Source organism: Arthrobacter sp. B1I2, assembly GCF_030816485.1.
Taxonomy (GTDB): Bacteria; Actinomycetota; Actinomycetes; order Actinomycetales; family Micrococcaceae; genus Arthrobacter.
Map to the genome: position 1 here is coordinate 1,286,592 of NZ_JAUSYC010000001.1, position 16,481 is coordinate 1,303,072.

At 58.6% G+C, this 16,481-nt stretch carries 3 protein-coding genes and 5 rRNA genes; all 8 read left to right on the forward strand.

Annotated elements, in window-relative coordinates; all coding sequences use genetic code 11:
• Positions 1–2: 2 nt before the first annotated feature.
• The 8 genes from rpsN to QFZ57_RS06075 all read left to right on the forward strand — a co-directional run bounded on the left by rpsN (position 3) and on the right by QFZ57_RS06075 (position 16,359).
• Positions 3–308: a 30S ribosomal protein S14 gene (gene rpsN, locus QFZ57_RS06040; protein ID WP_102976597.1), complete on the forward strand. Its 306-nt coding sequence runs from the start codon at positions 3–5 to the stop codon at positions 306–308.
• A gap of 643 nt (positions 309–951) precedes the next feature.
• Positions 952–2,476 (forward strand): 16S ribosomal RNA (locus tag QFZ57_RS06045).
• 505 nt (positions 2,477–2,981) lie between these two features.
• Positions 2,982–6,122, forward strand: a 23S ribosomal RNA gene (locus QFZ57_RS06050).
• Between the two features lie 168 nt (positions 6,123–6,290).
• Positions 6,291–6,407: ribosomal RNA gene (gene rrf, locus QFZ57_RS06055) — 5S ribosomal RNA — on the forward strand.
• The 16S, 23S and 5S rRNA genes sit together here, the layout of an rRNA operon.
• A 72-nt stretch (positions 6,408–6,479) precedes the next feature.
• On the forward strand, positions 6,480–7,487 hold the full coding sequence (locus QFZ57_RS06060; RefSeq protein ID WP_306898773.1) for a LacI family DNA-binding transcriptional regulator: 1,008 nt from the start codon (positions 6,480–6,482) through the stop codon (positions 7,485–7,487).
• A gap of 96 nt (positions 7,488–7,583) precedes the next feature.
• Complete coding sequence (locus tag QFZ57_RS06065; protein ID WP_306898775.1) at positions 7,584–10,616, forward strand: glycoside hydrolase family 2 TIM barrel-domain containing protein; 3,033 nt, start codon at positions 7,584–7,586, stop codon at positions 10,614–10,616.
• Positions 10,617–11,187: 571 nt separating this feature from the next.
• Positions 11,188–12,713, forward strand: a 16S ribosomal RNA gene (locus QFZ57_RS06070).
• A gap of 505 nt (positions 12,714–13,218) precedes the next feature.
• A 23S ribosomal RNA gene (locus tag QFZ57_RS06075) occupies positions 13,219–16,359 on the forward strand.
• The last annotated feature ends 122 nt before the right edge of the window (positions 16,360–16,481 follow it).

Consider the following 16,481-nt stretch of genomic DNA (forward strand, 5'->3'; position numbering starts at 1 on the left):
ACATGGCTAAGAAGTCCAAGATTGCTCGCAACGAGCAGCGCAAGGTCATCGTTGAGCGTTACGCTGCGAAGCGCCTCGAGCTGAAGAAGACCCTGGTTGACGAAAACGCAACCGACGAAGCACGCGAAGCAGCCCGCCTGGGCCTGCAGAAGCTGCCCCGTAACGCGTCCCCGATCCGTCTGCGTAACCGCGACATCATCGACGGCCGTCCCCGCGGTACCCTCCAGAAGTTTGGTATCTCCCGTGTCCGCTTCCGCGATATGGCTCACCGCGGTGAGCTCCCGGGCGTCACCAAGTCTTCCTGGTAATTCAGTTCCGCTGATACCAGCTGCTTGAGAAGGGCCGGCAACCTTAGGGTTGCCGGCCCTTCTGCTTTCTTCAGGGATGGGCAGGGTGGAGCCTGTGCGGCAGCACACACAAGGAAATTACGACGGCGGGAGGTCGCCCGGTGCCTTGGACGCCGCTCCTGCCGCGGAATCCCGGGGATTAGGGGCCTCACGACAACCGGTTTGCGGTAGGCCCGGAGTGCGTGTATTGTTTTCTAAGTCGCCGCGGGGGAGACAGCGAAGAGCTGGTAACCGCGGGTGGCCAAAACCCCCAAAACCAAGACCATGATCTGGTTGCTCTTTAGGGCGCTGGAAAACGGTGGGGGCGGTCTTCATGCCGGTGGGAGTCCTGAGATGATGGATTTGCGTCGGGGTGGTTGGTCGGGTAAGTTTGGAAAGTTGCTCCGGAGCGATCCTGAACGGAAATGTTTGGGTGGTGCCGGGTGTGTCTGTTGTTTGAGAACTCAATAGTGTGCCAAGTTTGTTGATACCAATTGTTTTATGAATTGGTTGATTGTGCTGTGCCGCCACCTCCGTGGTTGGCATGGTGTTTTTAGCTGGTTTCAAATTTTGTGCAGCCGTTTCCGCCGTTATTTCCGGTGGTTGTGGTTGTGTCTGTTTTACTTCAACGGAGAGTTTGATCCTGGCTCAGGATGAACGCTGGCGGCGTGCTTAACACATGCAAGTCGAACGATGATCCGGTGCTTGCACCGGGGATTAGTGGCGAACGGGTGAGTAACACGTGAGTAACCTGCCCTTGACTCTGGGATAAGCCTGGGAAACTGGGTCTAATACCGGATATGACCGGCCGCCGCATGGTGGTTGGTGGAAAGCTTTTGTGGTTTTGGATGGACTCGCGGCCTATCAGCTTGTTGGTGGGGTAATGGCCTACCAAGGCGACGACGGGTAGCCGGCCTGAGAGGGTGACCGGCCACACTGGGACTGAGACACGGCCCAGACTCCTACGGGAGGCAGCAGTGGGGAATATTGCACAATGGGCGCAAGCCTGATGCAGCGACGCCGCGTGAGGGATGACGGCCTTCGGGTTGTAAACCTCTTTCAGTAGGGAAGAAGCGAAAGTGACGGTACCTGCAGAAGAAGCGCCGGCTAACTACGTGCCAGCAGCCGCGGTAATACGTAGGGCGCAAGCGTTATCCGGAATTATTGGGCGTAAAGAGCTCGTAGGCGGTTTGTCGCGTCTGCCGTGAAAGTCCGGGGCTCAACTCCGGATCTGCGGTGGGTACGGGCAGACTAGAGTGATGTAGGGGAGACTGGAATTCCTGGTGTAGCGGTGAAATGCGCAGATATCAGGAGGAACACCGATGGCGAAGGCAGGTCTCTGGGCATTAACTGACGCTGAGGAGCGAAAGCATGGGGAGCGAACAGGATTAGATACCCTGGTAGTCCATGCCGTAAACGTTGGGCACTAGGTGTGGGGGACATTCCACGTTTTCCGCGCCGTAGCTAACGCATTAAGTGCCCCGCCTGGGGAGTACGGCCGCAAGGCTAAAACTCAAAGGAATTGACGGGGGCCCGCACAAGCGGCGGAGCATGCGGATTAATTCGATGCAACGCGAAGAACCTTACCAAGGCTTGACATGAACCAGTAAGGCGCAGAAATGCGTCCCCCACTTTGTGGCTGGTTTACAGGTGGTGCATGGTTGTCGTCAGCTCGTGTCGTGAGATGTTGGGTTAAGTCCCGCAACGAGCGCAACCCTCGTTCTATGTTGCCAGCACGTGATGGTGGGGACTCATAGGAGACTGCCGGGGTCAACTCGGAGGAAGGTGGGGACGACGTCAAATCATCATGCCCCTTATGTCTTGGGCTTCACGCATGCTACAATGGCCGGTACAAAGGGTTGCGATACTGTGAGGTGGAGCTAATCCCAAAAAGCCGGTCTCAGTTCGGATTGGGGTCTGCAACTCGACCCCATGAAGTCGGAGTCGCTAGTAATCGCAGATCAGCAACGCTGCGGTGAATACGTTCCCGGGCCTTGTACACACCGCCCGTCAAGTCACGAAAGTTGGTAACACCCGAAGCCGGTGGCCTAACCCCTTGTGGGAGGGAGCTGTCGAAGGTGGGACTGGCGATTGGGACTAAGTCGTAACAAGGTAGCCGTACCGGAAGGTGCGGCTGGATCACCTCCTTTCTAAGGAGCACCTACAACTGTCCCTGTCCTGGTGTATGCCGGGGTGTGGGGGTTGTCAGGAGTAAAGGCCCGTTGCATGGACGTTCGTTCCGTGGCGGGTGCTCAAGGGTGGAATATCAGCAAATAGCGGCTGTGGTGTTGTTTCCTTGTCCCAGTACGAGCCAGTGATGGTTCTGGAACGGTGGGGGAGTGATGGCATGGTTTAGTGTTTGGCACACTGTTGGGTCCTGAGGCAACAGGACCGCGGGTTTCTTCCCTTTCCCTTTCGGGGGTGGGGGGTGGCTGTGCGGGACTTTGTTTCTGGTTTTCCTGGCCGCGCCGAGCACACACTTTTGGGTGTGTGGGGTGTGTGGTTTGGGGTTGTTGTTTGAGAACTACATAGTGGACGCGAGCATCTTGTATAAGAAGCAATTTCCAAGATATATGAACCTGGATCTGTTGTTCTGCCTTTTGGGGTGGAGCAGTGGTTTCCGTGGTTCTCTCGAAATTAGTTTTTGATCTTTGTGGTCAAGTTTTTAAGAGCACACGGTGGATGCCTTGGCATTAGGAGCCGAAGAAGGACGTAGGAATCTGCGATAAGCCTGGGGGAGTCGATAACCGGACTGTGATCCCAGGGTGTCCGAATGGGGAAACCCCGCTGAGCGCGCGAGTGACTTGGTGACCCGTACCTGAACACATAGGGTGCGTGGGGGGAACGCGGGGAAGTGAAACATCTCAGTACCCGCAGGAAGAGAAAACAATAGTGATTCCGTTAGTAGTGGCGAGCGAACGCGGATCAGGCTAAACCGTTCCATGTGTGATAGCCGGCGGGCGTTGCATGGTCGGGGTTGTGGGACTTTCCGTACTGTCTCTGCCGGGACAGTGGGGTGTGATGTGCGCGCATAGGTGAACGGTTTTGAAAGGCCGGCCAGAGAGGGTGTTAGTCCCGTAACCGTAATGTGTTTGTACCGCCTGTGAGAGTATCCCAAGTAGTACGGGGCCCGAGAAATCCCGTGCGAATCTGTCAGGACCACCTGATAAGCCTAAATACTCCCTAATGACCGATAGCGGACCAGTACCGTGAGGGAAAGGTGAAAAGTACCCCGGGAGGGGAGTGAAACAGTACCTGAAACCGTGTGCTTACAATCCGTCGGAGCCAGTCTGATTCTGGTGACGGCGTGCCTTTTGAAGAATGAGCCTGCGAGTTAGTGTTACGTCGCGAGGTTAACCCGTGTGGGGCAGCCGTAGCGAAAGCGAGTCTGAACAGGGCGAGTGAGTGGCGTGATCTAGACCCGAAGCGAAGTGATCTACCCATGGCCAGGTTGAAGCGACGGTAAGACGTCGTGGAGGACCGAACCCACTTCAGTTGAAAATGGAGGGGATGAGCTGTGGGTAGGGGTGAAAGGCCAATCAAACTTCGTGATAGCTGGTTCTCCCCGAAATGCATTTAGGTGCAGCGTTGCGTGTTTCTTGCTGGAGGTAGAGCTACTGGATGGCTAATGGGCCCTACAAGGTTACTGACGTCAGCCAAACTCCGAATGCCGGTAAGTGAGAGCGCAGCAGTGAGACTGTGGGGGATAAGCTTCATAGTCGAGAGGGAAACAGCCCAGACCACCAACTAAGGCCCCTAAGCGTGTGCTAAGTGGGAAAGGATGTGGAGTTGCGAAGACAACCAGGAGGTTGGCTTAGAAGCAGCCACCCTTAAAAGAGTGCGTAATAGCTCACTGGTCAAGTGATTCCGCGCCGACAATGTAGCGGGGCTCAAGTACACCGCCGAAGTTGTGGATTTCAAATAGTAGCCAAGCCGCCCACTTGTTGGGCTGGTTCAGGCGTTTGGAGTGGTAGGGGAGCGTCGTGTGGGCGGTGAAGTCGCGGTGTAAACCAGCGGTGGAGCCTACACGAGTGAGAATGCAGGCATGAGTAGCGAAAGACGGGTGAGAAACCCGTCCGCCGAATGATCAAGGGTTCCAGGGTCAAGCTAATCTGCCCTGGGTAAGTCGGGACCTAAGGCGAGGCCGACAGGCGTAGTCGATGGACAACGGGTTGATATTCCCGTACCGGCGAAAAACCGCCCATGCTGAGCGGGGGATACTAACTGCCCGAAGCCTGCCCAATCACCCTTGTGGTGTGCGGGTTTTGGTGGAGCGCAGGACCTGATCCCGGGAGGCAAGCGTATTAACAGGTGTGACGCAGGAAGGTAGCCGAGCCGGGCGATGGTTGTCCCGGTCTAAGGATGTAGGGCGAGTGGTAGGCAAATCCGCCACTCATATAAGCCTGAGATCTGATGGGACCCCCGTTTGGGGGGATTTGGTGATCCTATGCTGCCGAGAAAAGCATCGACGCGAGGTTTTAGCCGCCCGTACCCCAAACCGACACAGGTGATCAGGTAGAGAATACCAAGGCGATCGAGAGAATTATGGTTAAGGAACTCGGCAAAATGCCCCCGTAACTTCGGGAGAAGGGGGGCCCCAACCTTGATGGACACTTGCTGTCCGGAGGGGATCGGGGCCGCAGAGACCAGGGGGAAGCGACTGTTTACTAAAAACACAGGTCCGTGCGAAGTCGCAAGACGATGTATACGGACTGACTCCTGCCCGGTGCTGGAAGGTTAAGAGGACCGGTTAGCCGCAAGGCGAAGCTGAGAATTTAAGCCCCAGTAAACGGCGGTGGTAACTATAACCATCCTAAGGTAGCGAAATTCCTTGTCGGGTAAGTTCCGACCTGCACGAATGGAGTAACGACTTCCCCGCTGTCTCAACCATAAACTCGGCGAAATTGCAGTACGAGTAAAGATGCTCGTTACGCGCAGCAGGACGGAAAGACCCCGAGACCTTTACTATAGTTTGGTATTGGTGTTCGGAGTGGCTTGTGTAGGATAGGTGGGAGACGTTGAAGCCCGGACGCCAGTTCGGGTGGAGTCATCGTTGAAATACCACTCTGGTCACTTTGGACATCTAACTTCGGCCCGTAATCCGGGTCAGGGACAGTGCCTGATGGGTAGTTTAACTGGGGCGGTTGCCTCCTAAAAAGTAACGGAGGCGCCCAAAGGTTCCCTCAGCCTGGTTGGCAATCAGGTGTCGAGTGTAAGTGCACAAGGGAGCTTGACTGTGAGAGAGACATCTCGAGCAGGGACGAAAGTCGGGACTAGTGATCCGGCGGTACATTGTGGAATGGCCGTCGCTCAACGGATAAAAGGTACCTCGGGGATAACAGGCTGATCTTGCCCAAGAGTCCATATCGACGGCATGGTTTGGCACCTCGATGTCGGCTCGTCGCATCCTGGGGCTGGAGTAGGTCCCAAGGGTTGGGCTGTTCGCCCATTAAAGCGGTACGCGAGCTGGGTTTAGAACGTCGTGAGACAGTTCGGTCCCTATCCGCTGCGCGCGCAGGAAATTTGAGAAGGGCTGTCCTTAGTACGAGAGGACCGGGACGGACGAACCTCTGGTGTGTCAGTTGTACTGCCAAGTGCACCGCTGATTAGCTACGTTCGGATGGGATAACCGCTGAAAGCATCTAAGCGGGAAGCTCGCTTCAAGATGAGATTTCCATACACATTCATGTGTGAGAGGCCCCCAGCCAGACCACTGGGTTGATAGGCCGGATGTGGAAGCGAGGACTAACGACTCGTGAAGCTGACCGGTACTAATAGGCCAACAACTTACACCACACAGAACACATACAAATTCTGCTTGCGTCCACTATGTGGTTCCCAACCAACAACCCCGCCCAACGGGACACTGTTGAACAGGAACCAACAACTGAATACACAACACCACAATGTTGTAACCACAAACTTCCCACACCACCCCCAGGGGTCGGTGACGGGTACAAGGGTTACGGCGGTCATAGCGTGGGGGAAACGCCCGGTCCCATTCCGAACCCGGAAGCTAAGACCCACAGCGCCGATGGTACTGCACCCGGGAGGGTGTGGGAGAGTAGGTCACCGCCGGACAACCATTACGGTCGAGGCCCCAACCACACGGTTGGGGCCTCCCACATTTAACAGCATCTAGACTTACCGTCTATGACCCCCCGAACCCCAAGCCCCAGGGGCAAGCGCGCCACGATCCTGGACGTGGCAGCCGCAGCGGGCGTATCGCGCCAGACCGTCACCCGGGCTATGAATGACATGGCCGGCATCAGTGCGGAGACAAGGGAACGGGTCCAGAAGCTCGCAGCAGAAATGGGCTACAGCCCCAGCCGCTTCGCCCGGGGCCTTGTCCAAGGTGCACGGATCTCAGTTGGCCTGGCCATCCCGGACCTGACCAACCCCTATTTCCCGGCCTTTGCCTCCAGCGTGGTGGAGGCAGCCACTGAGCGGGGCTGGAACGTGGTGGTGGACGACTATGGCCACGGGACAGGCAGCGCGGCGGACGCCACCGCCCGGCTTGCGCCCCAGGTCGATGCACTGATCGGATATCTTGCGCCCCATTCGGATGAGGCACAGGCGCTGATGGGCCGGCGCCCCGTCGTCGCCCTGGATTCTCCGGGTGCCGGCACTGCCGGCGGGATCTCGTTTGACTACCGCCACGCAGCCCGGCTTGCCCTCACCCATCTTGTATCCCGGGGCTGCCGGGACATCATTTTCCTGGACTCGGACCAGGGCGGTCCCGCCGGCAGCCGAAGTGCCGCTGCCGCCGCTGTGGCGGCGGAGGCTGGCATCGAGCTCACCCACTGCCAGGCACACCCCTCGGCGGCCGCGGCAAGGTCCACTGTTGCCCTCCGTGCAGCGGGCGTGGAACGTACCGACGGCATCCTCGCCTTCAACGACCTGATGGCAGCCGGGGCCTTGAAGGCATTGCGGGAGGCAGGTACCTCTGTCCCCGATGGCTGTGCCGTCATCGGCATGGACGGTATACCGCTGGGGGAGCTGCTCACGCCTGAACTGACCACCCTGTCGCTGGACCTGCGCGCTGTGGGCCGCGCCGCCGTCGGACTCCTGGACGGTCTGCTCACGGGCTCGATCCAGGACCGCAGCCCCGAGGCCTACCTGACCCTGCAGCACCAGCTGGTACTCCGGCAATCCGCCTGACCCCCTACTCAAACCGGGAGCGGGAAGCTAAGCTTCTTGTGCAGGTGCGTGAACGTTCACGCTGCAGCCCCCCAACCCTCCCCAGCAAGGAAACCCATGCCAGCCCACATTCCCGCCGCAACTGCCGGCCCCCGGTCCGGCCAAACCACCGCAAGAGCCTTCCGCAGCCTCGATATTGGTGCTGAAGGCGTAGCGGAGCTGGCCTCGGTGACCCCCGGCAGGGGCAGCCTTCCCGCGAGGGCCCACCTGGAGTCGGACGCCCCCAGGCTCTCACTCAACGGTGACTGGCAGTTCCGGCTGAGTCCGGGAATCCGTACGGCCCCCGACGACGGGTGGCAGCACGGCACGAACCTCTCCGGCTTCACCACCCTTCCCGTCCCCTCCAGCTGGAACATGCACGGCCACGGCCGGCCCGCCTACACCAACGTACAGTTCCCCTTCGCGGTGGAACCGCCCCACGTACCGGACGCCAACCCCATTGGTGACCACCTGGTGACCTTCGAGGCCGGCCCGGAATTCTTCCCGCACGCCCTGCTGCGCTTCGACGGCATTGACTCGGCCGGGACCGTGTGGCTGAACGGGGTGGAACTTGGAACCACCCGCGGAAGCCGGCTCGCCCACGAATTCGACGTCTCGGGCGTCCTGGCCGAAGGAACCAACACCCTGGCCGTGCGGGTAGCCCAGTTCTCCGCCTCGAGCTATGTGGAGGACCAGGACATGTGGTGGCTCCCGGGGATTTTCCGGGACGTCACCCTCCAGGCCCGGCCGGCGGACGGCATCGACGATGTCTTCGTCCACGCCGGCTACGACCCCGGAACAGGCGAAGGCACGCTCCGCGTTGAGGTAACCCGGGCAGGGCAGGCGATTGACGCCGTCGTACGCATTCCTGAACTTGGCCTTGAACTGCCTGCGGGGGCGGAGCAACGCGTCCCGGGCGTGGAACCCTGGTCTGCTGAAATTCCGCGCCTTTACGACGCCGCGGTCAGCACAGAGGGTGAGACTGTTGCGCTGCAGGTGGGTTTCCGCAGCATCACCATCGAAGACGCCCAGTTCAAGGTGAATGGCCGCCGGATCCTGCTGCGTGGGGTGAACCGCCACGAGCACCATCCCCGGCTGGGCCGCGTCGTGCCGCTGGATGTGGTGGAGGCGGAGCTGCGGCTGATGAAGCAGCACAACATCAATGCCATCCGGACTTCGCACTACCCGCCGCACCCCGAATTCCTGGCGCTGGCAGACCGCTTGGGCTTTTACGTGGTTCTTGAATGCGACCTGGAGACGCACGGATTCGTCGGCGCCGGCTGGGCCCAGAACCCCAGCGATGATCTCCAGTGGGAGGCTGCGCTGCTGGACCGGATGCAGCGGACCGTTGAGCGCGATAAGAACCATCCCTCGGTGATCATGTGGTCGCTGGGCAACGAGGCGGGCACCGGCCGGAACCTTGCAGTCATGTCGCGCTGGGCCAAGGACCGTGACCCCTCCCGTCCCATCCACTATGAGGGCGATTGGTCGTCCCCGGACGTGGATGTCTACTCCCGGATGTATGCCAGCCAGGCCGAGACGGCACTGATCGGGCAGGGCATTGAGCCGGCGCTCGAGGATGCCGGACTGGACGCACGGCGCCGCGCCATGCCGTTCGTGCTGTGCGAATATGTGCACGCCATGGGCAACGGGCCGGGCGGTATGACCGAGTACCAGGACCTGTTCGAAAAGTATCCGCGGCTGATGGGCGGTTTCGTTTGGGAGTGGCTGGAGCACGGGATCCTTGTTCCCTCACCGGGCGGCGGGGAGCACTTCGCTTACGGCGGCGACTTCGGCGAGGAAGTCCACGACGGCAACTTCGTCACCGACGGGCTGGTGGACGCCAACCGCAAACCCCGCCCCGGGCTGTTGGATTTCAAGAAGGTGATCGAGCCGCTGCGTATAGAGATTGCGCAGTCGTGGGACAGTTTCACCTTGCGGAACGGGCAGGACTTTGCGGATACGTCCGCCTTTGGCTTTGAGTACAAAGTGGAGGCCGACGGCGGCACGCAGCTTGAGGGAACGGTGGCCGTTGTGCCGCTGGAGCCCCAGGCCGCGGCTGAAGTGGAACTGCCGGCGGACGTGGCCGGGTACCTGGCTGCGCTGCCTGGGGACAAGGATGCGGTGCTCACCGTCAGCGCTGTGCTCGCCCTGGATACGGAATGGGCAGCCGCAGGGCACGAGGTTGCCTGGGGGCAGGCTGCCCGTTTCGCTTCTCCACGTGCTGGCGTGAAGGCTGAGGACCTGGTGGACACCGGGGACGACGAACTGCGGCTCGGTACCGCGGTGTTCAACCGGGCCACCGGCATGCCAACGTCCATCGGCGGACTTCCCGTGGAGAAACTGGGCCTGGTTCTGTGGTGGGCTCCCACGGACAACGACCTTGGCCGGGAGTGGGGGAGCACGGACGAACGTCCCCTTGCCACGCAGTGGAAGGACGCAGGACTCGACAGGCTCCACACCCGCCTGCTGGGCATCCGGGCGAAATCCGCTTCCGACGGCGGTGAGCACCTGCGCGTCAGCACGCGTCTGGGCGCGGCGGACAAGCAGTTCGGGGTGCTGGTGGACTACCTCTGGACCAGCAGCTCCGGTTCCCTGGCATTGCGGACGCAGGTCAGGCCGGTTGGAGACTGGGTGAACGCGGGCTTTGAAGTCGAGTGGGCGCGGATCGGTCTTGAGCTCGTGCTGGGTTCATCGGCCACCGACGTGCGGTGGTTCGGCCGGGGTCCCCACCAGAGTTATCCGGACACCGGGCAGGGTGCGCGGACAGGATGGTTTGAGCTGCCCCTTGCGGAGCTGGATGTTGAGTACGTCCGCCCCCAGGAGTCGGGGGCCCGCTCCGGTGTACGGTCAGCCGTCCTGCAGGCCGGCGGCAGCAAGCTGCACATTTCCGGTGAGCCCTTTGCCCTGACCGTGCGGCCCTACAGCATGCAGGCTCTGGAAGCGGCCACACACAGGACGGACCTGGTTCCGGACGGGCGGAGCTACATCTACTTGGACCACGCCCTCAGGGGAGTGGGGACCGCGGCCTGCGGACCTGGGGTTCTGGAGCCGTACCGGCTGAAGCCGCGGGAGGCAGACTTCGAAGTGGCCTTCCGGGTGCTGGGATAGGACGCCCACCGGGGCCTCCCGGATGTGAGCCACCCCATATCAGCGGTAACCCTGCCTCGGGAGGCGGAAAGCTCCTGATTGCGCCGCCACGAACCGCGGCATTCCGCGGTTTTTGGCGGCGCAGAAGGCCTCCGGAGGCTGATTTGCGGTTGGGTGTGGGGGCGGGTATTGTTTTCTGAGTCGCCGCCGCTGAAGCGGAAAGATAGCGGCCAACCTCCTTTCTGAATGGCCTGGAAAATGGCTCGCTTTGCGGCGTGCTGTCCGGGTGGGGGCGGTCTTCATGCCGGTGGGAGTCCTGAGATGATGGATTTGCGTCGGGGTGGTTGGTCGGGTAAGTTTGGAAAGTTGCTCCGGAGCGATCCTGAACGGAAATGTTTGGGTGGTGCCGGGTGTGTCTGTTGTTTGAGAACTCAATAGTGTGCCAAGTTTGTTGATACCAATTGTTTTATGAATTGGTTGATTGTGCTGTGCCGCCACCTCCGTGGTTGGCATGGTGTTTTTAGCTGGTTTCAAATTTTGTGCAGCCGTTTCCGCCGTTATTTCCGGTGGTTGTGGTTGTGTCTGTTTTACTTCAACGGAGAGTTTGATCCTGGCTCAGGATGAACGCTGGCGGCGTGCTTAACACATGCAAGTCGAACGATGATCCGGTGCTTGCACCGGGGATTAGTGGCGAACGGGTGAGTAACACGTGAGTAACCTGCCCTTGACTCTGGGATAAGCCTGGGAAACTGGGTCTAATACCGGATATGACCGGCCGCCGCATGGTGGTTGGTGGAAAGCTTGTTGTGGTTTTGGATGGACTCGCGGCCTATCAGCTTGTTGGTGGGGTAATGGCCTACCAAGGCGACGACGGGTAGCCGGCCTGAGAGGGTGACCGGCCACACTGGGACTGAGACACGGCCCAGACTCCTACGGGAGGCAGCAGTGGGGAATATTGCACAATGGGCGCAAGCCTGATGCAGCGACGCCGCGTGAGGGATGACGGCCTTCGGGTTGTAAACCTCTTTCAGTAGGGAAGAAGCGAAAGTGACGGTACCTGCAGAAGAAGCGCCGGCTAACTACGTGCCAGCAGCCGCGGTAATACGTAGGGCGCAAGCGTTATCCGGAATTATTGGGCGTAAAGAGCTCGTAGGCGGTTTGTCGCGTCTGCCGTGAAAGTCCGGGGCTCAACTCCGGATCTGCGGTGGGTACGGGCAGACTAGAGTGATGTAGGGGAGACTGGAATTCCTGGTGTAGCGGTGAAATGCGCAGATATCAGGAGGAACACCGATGGCGAAGGCAGGTCTCTGGGCATTAACTGACGCTGAGGAGCGAAAGCATGGGGAGCGAACAGGATTAGATACCCTGGTAGTCCATGCCGTAAACGTTGGGCACTAGGTGTGGGGGACATTCCACGTTTTCCGCGCCGTAGCTAACGCATTAAGTGCCCCGCCTGGGGAGTACGGCCGCAAGGCTAAAACTCAAAGGAATTGACGGGGGCCCGCACAAGCGGCGGAGCATGCGGATTAATTCGATGCAACGCGAAGAACCTTACCAAGGCTTGACATGAACCAGTAAGGCGCAGAAATGCGTCCCCCACTTTGTGGCTGGTTTACAGGTGGTGCATGGTTGTCGTCAGCTCGTGTCGTGAGATGTTGGGTTAAGTCCCGCAACGAGCGCAACCCTCGTTCTATGTTGCCAGCACGTGATGGTGGGGACTCATAGGAGACTGCCGGGGTCAACTCGGAGGAAGGTGGGGACGACGTCAAATCATCATGCCCCTTATGTCTTGGGCTTCACGCATGCTACAATGGCCGGTACAAAGGGTTGCGATACTGTGAGGTGGAGCTAATCCCAAAAAGCCGGTCTCAGTTCGGATTGGGGTCTGCAACTCGACCCCATGAAGTCGGAGTCGCTAGTAATCGCAGATCAGCAACGCTGCGGTGAATACGTTCCCGGGCCTTGTACACACCGCCCGTCAAGTCACGAAAGTTGGTAACACCCGAAGCCGGTGGCCTAACCCCTTGTGGGAGGGAGCTGTCGAAGGTGGGACTGGCGATTGGGACTAAGTCGTAACAAGGTAGCCGTACCGGAAGGTGCGGCTGGATCACCTCCTTTCTAAGGAGCACCTACAACTGTCCCTGTCCTGGTGTATGCCGGGGTGTGGGGGTTGTCAGGAGTAAAGGCCCGTTGCATGGACGTTCGTTCCGTGGCGGGTGCTCAAGGGTGGAATATCAACAAATAGCGGCTGTGGTGTTGTTTCCTTGTCCCAGTACGAGCCAGTGATGGTTCTGGAACGGTGGGGGAGTGATGGCATGGTTTAGTGTTTGGCACACTGTTGGGTCCTGAGGCAACAGGACCGCGGGTTTCTTCCCTTTCCCTTTCGGGGGTGGGGGGCGGCTGTGCGGGACTTTGTTTCTGGTTTTCCTGGCCGCGCCGAGCACACACTTTTGGGTGTGTGGGGTGTGTGGTTTGGGGTTGTTGTTTGAGAACTACATAGTGGACGCGAGCATCTTGTATAAGAAGCAATTTCCAAGATATATGAACCTGGATCTGTTGTTCTGCCTTTTGGGGTGGAGCAGTGGTTTCCGTGGTTCTCTCGAAATTAGTTTTTGATCTTTGTGGTCAAGTTTTTAAGAGCACACGGTGGATGCCTTGGCATTAGGAGCCGAAGAAGGACGTAGGAATCTGCGATAAGCCTGGGGGAGTCGATAACCGGACTGTGATCCCAGGGTGTCCGAATGGGGAAACCCCGCTGAGCGCGCGAGTGACTTGGTGACCCGTACCTGAACACATAGGGTGCGTGGGGGGAACGCGGGGAAGTGAAACATCTCAGTACCCGCAGGAAGAGAAAACAATAGTGATTCCGTTAGTAGTGGCGAGCGAACGCGGATCAGGCTAAACCGTTCCATGTGTGATAGCCGGCGGGCGTTGCATGGTCGGGGTTGTGGGACTTTCCGTACTGTCTCTGCCGGGACAGTGGGGTGTGATGTGCGCGCATAGGTGAACGGTTTTGAAAGGCCGGCCAGAGAGGGTGTTAGTCCCGTAACCGTAATGTGTTTGTACCGCCTGTGAGAGTATCCCAAGTAGTACGGGGCCCGAGAAATCCCGTGCGAATCTGTCAGGACCACCTGATAAGCCTAAATACTCCCTAATGACCGATAGCGGACCAGTACCGTGAGGGAAAGGTGAAAAGTACCCCGGGAGGGGAGTGAAACAGTACCTGAAACCGTGTGCTTACAATCCGTCGGAGCCAGTCTGATTCTGGTGACGGCGTGCCTTTTGAAGAATGAGCCTGCGAGTTAGTGTTACGTCGCGAGGTTAACCCGTGTGGGGCAGCCGTAGCGAAAGCGAGTCTGAACAGGGCGAGTGAGTGGCGTGATCTAGACCCGAAGCGAAGTGATCTACCCATGGCCAGGTTGAAGCGACGGTAAGACGTCGTGGAGGACCGAACCCACTTCAGTTGAAAATGGAGGGGATGAGCTGTGGGTAGGGGTGAAAGGCCAATCAAACTTCGTGATAGCTGGTTCTCCCCGAAATGCATTTAGGTGCAGCGTTGCGTGTTTCTTGCTGGAGGTAGAGCTACTGGATGGCTAATGGGCCCTACAAGGTTACTGACGTCAGCCAAACTCCGAATGCCGGTAAGTGAGAGCGCAGCAGTGAGACTGTGGGGGATAAGCTTCATAGTCGAGAGGGAAACAGCCCAGACCACCAACTAAGGCCCCTAAGCGTGTGCTAAGTGGGAAAGGATGTGGAGTTGCGAAGACAACCAGGAGGTTGGCTTAGAAGCAGCCACCCTTAAAAGAGTGCGTAATAGCTCACTGGTCAAGTGATTCCGCGCCGACAATGTAGCGGGGCTCAAGTACACCGCCGAAGTTGTGGATTTCAAATAGTAGCCAAGCCGCCCACTTGTTGGGCTGGTTCAGGCGTTTGGAGTGGTAGGGGAGCGTCGTGTGGGCGGTGAAGTCGCGGTGTAAACCAGCGGTGGAGCCTACACGAGTGAGAATGCAGGCATGAGTAGCGAAAGACGGGTGAGAAACCCGTCCGCCGAATGATCAAGGGTTCCAGGGTCAAGCTAATCTGCCCTGGGTAAGTCGGGACCTAAGGCGAGGCCGACAGGCGTAGTCGATGGACAACGGGTTGATATTCCCGTACCGGCGAAAAACCGCCCATGCTGAGCGGGGGATACTAACTGCCCGAAGCCTGCCCAATCACCCTTGTGGTGTGCGGGTTTTGGTGGAGCGCAGGACCTGATCCCGGGAGGCAAGCGTATTAACAGGTGTGACGCAGGAAGGTAGCCGAGCCGGGCGATGGTTGTCCCGGTCTAAGGATGTAGGGCGAGTGGTAGGCAAATCCGCCACTCATATAAGCCTGAGATCTGATGGGACCCCCGTTTGGGGGGATTTGGTGATCCTATGCTGCCGAGAAAAGCATCGACGCGAGGTTTTAGCCGCCCGTACCCCAAACCGACACAGGTGATCAGGTAGAGAATACCAAGGCGATCGAGAGAATTATGGTTAAGGAACTCGGCAAAATGCCCCCGTAACTTCGGGAGAAGGGGGGCCCCAACCTTGATGGACACTTGCTGTCCGGAGGGGATCGGGGCCGCAGAGACCAGGGGGAAGCGACTGTTTACTAAAAACACAGGTCCGTGCGAAGTCGCAAGACGATGTATACGGACTGACTCCTGCCCGGTGCTGGAAGGTTAAGAGGACCGGTTAGCCGCAAGGCGAAGCTGAGAATTTAAGCCCCAGTAAACGGCGGTGGTAACTATAACCATCCTAAGGTAGCGAAATTCCTTGTCGGGTAAGTTCCGACCTGCACGAATGGAGTAACGACTTCCCCGCTGTCTCAACCATAAACTCGGCGAAATTGCAGTACGAGTAAAGATGCTCGTTACGCGCAGCAGGACGGAAAGACCCCGAGACCTTTACTATAGTTTGGTATTGGTGTTCGGAGTGGCTTGTGTAGGATAGGTGGGAGACGTTGAAGCCCGGACGCCAGTTCGGGTGGAGTCATCGTTGAAATACCACTCTGGTCACTTTGGACATCTAACTTCGGCCCGTAATCCGGGTCAGGGACAGTGCCTGATGGGTAGTTTAACTGGGGCGGTTGCCTCCTAAAAAGTAACGGAGGCGCCCAAAGGTTCCCTCAGCCTGGTTGGCAATCAGGTGTCGAGTGTAAGTGCACAAGGGAGCTTGACTGTGAGAGAGACATCTCGAGCAGGGACGAAAGTCGGGACTAGTGATCCGGCGGTACATTGTGGAATGGCCGTCGCTCAACGGATAAAAGGTACCTCGGGGATAACAGGCTGATCTTGCCCAAGAGTCCATATCGACGGCATGGTTTGGCACCTCGATGTCGGCTCGTCGCATCCTGGGGCTGGAGTAGGTCCCAAGGGTTGGGCTGTTCGCCCATTAAAGCGGTACGCGAGCTGGGTTTAGAACGTCGTGAGACAGTTCGGTCCCTATCCGCTGCGCGCGCAGGAAATTTGAGAAGGGCTGTCCTTAGTACGAGAGGACCGGGACGGACGAACCTCTGGTGTGTCAGTTGTACTGCCAAGTGCACCGCTGATTAGCTACGTTCGGATGGGATAACCGCTGAAAGCATCTAAGCGGGAAGCTCGCTTCAAGATGAGATTTCCATACACATTCATGTGTGAGAGGCCCCCAGCCAGACCACTGGGTTGATAGGCCGGATGTGGAAGCGAGGACTAACGACTCGTGAAGCTGACCGGTACTAATAGGCCAACAACTTACACCACACAGAACATACAAATTCTGCTTGCGTCCACTATGTGGTTCCCAACCAACAACCCCGCCCAACGGGTCAACTGTTGAACAGGAACCAACAACTGAATACACAACACCACAATGTTGTAACCAC

Coding starts and splice junctions, on each gene's coding strand:
- QFZ57_RS06060 (WP_306898773.1), top strand. CDS start 6,480: ATGACCCCCCGAACCCCAAGCCCCAGGGGCAAGCGCGCCACGATCCTG.
- rpsN (WP_102976597.1), top strand. CDS start 3: ATGGCTAAGAAGTCCAAGATTGCTCGCAACGAGCAGCGCAAGGTCATC.
- QFZ57_RS06065 (WP_306898775.1), top strand. CDS start 7,584: ATGCCAGCCCACATTCCCGCCGCAACTGCCGGCCCCCGGTCCGGCCAA.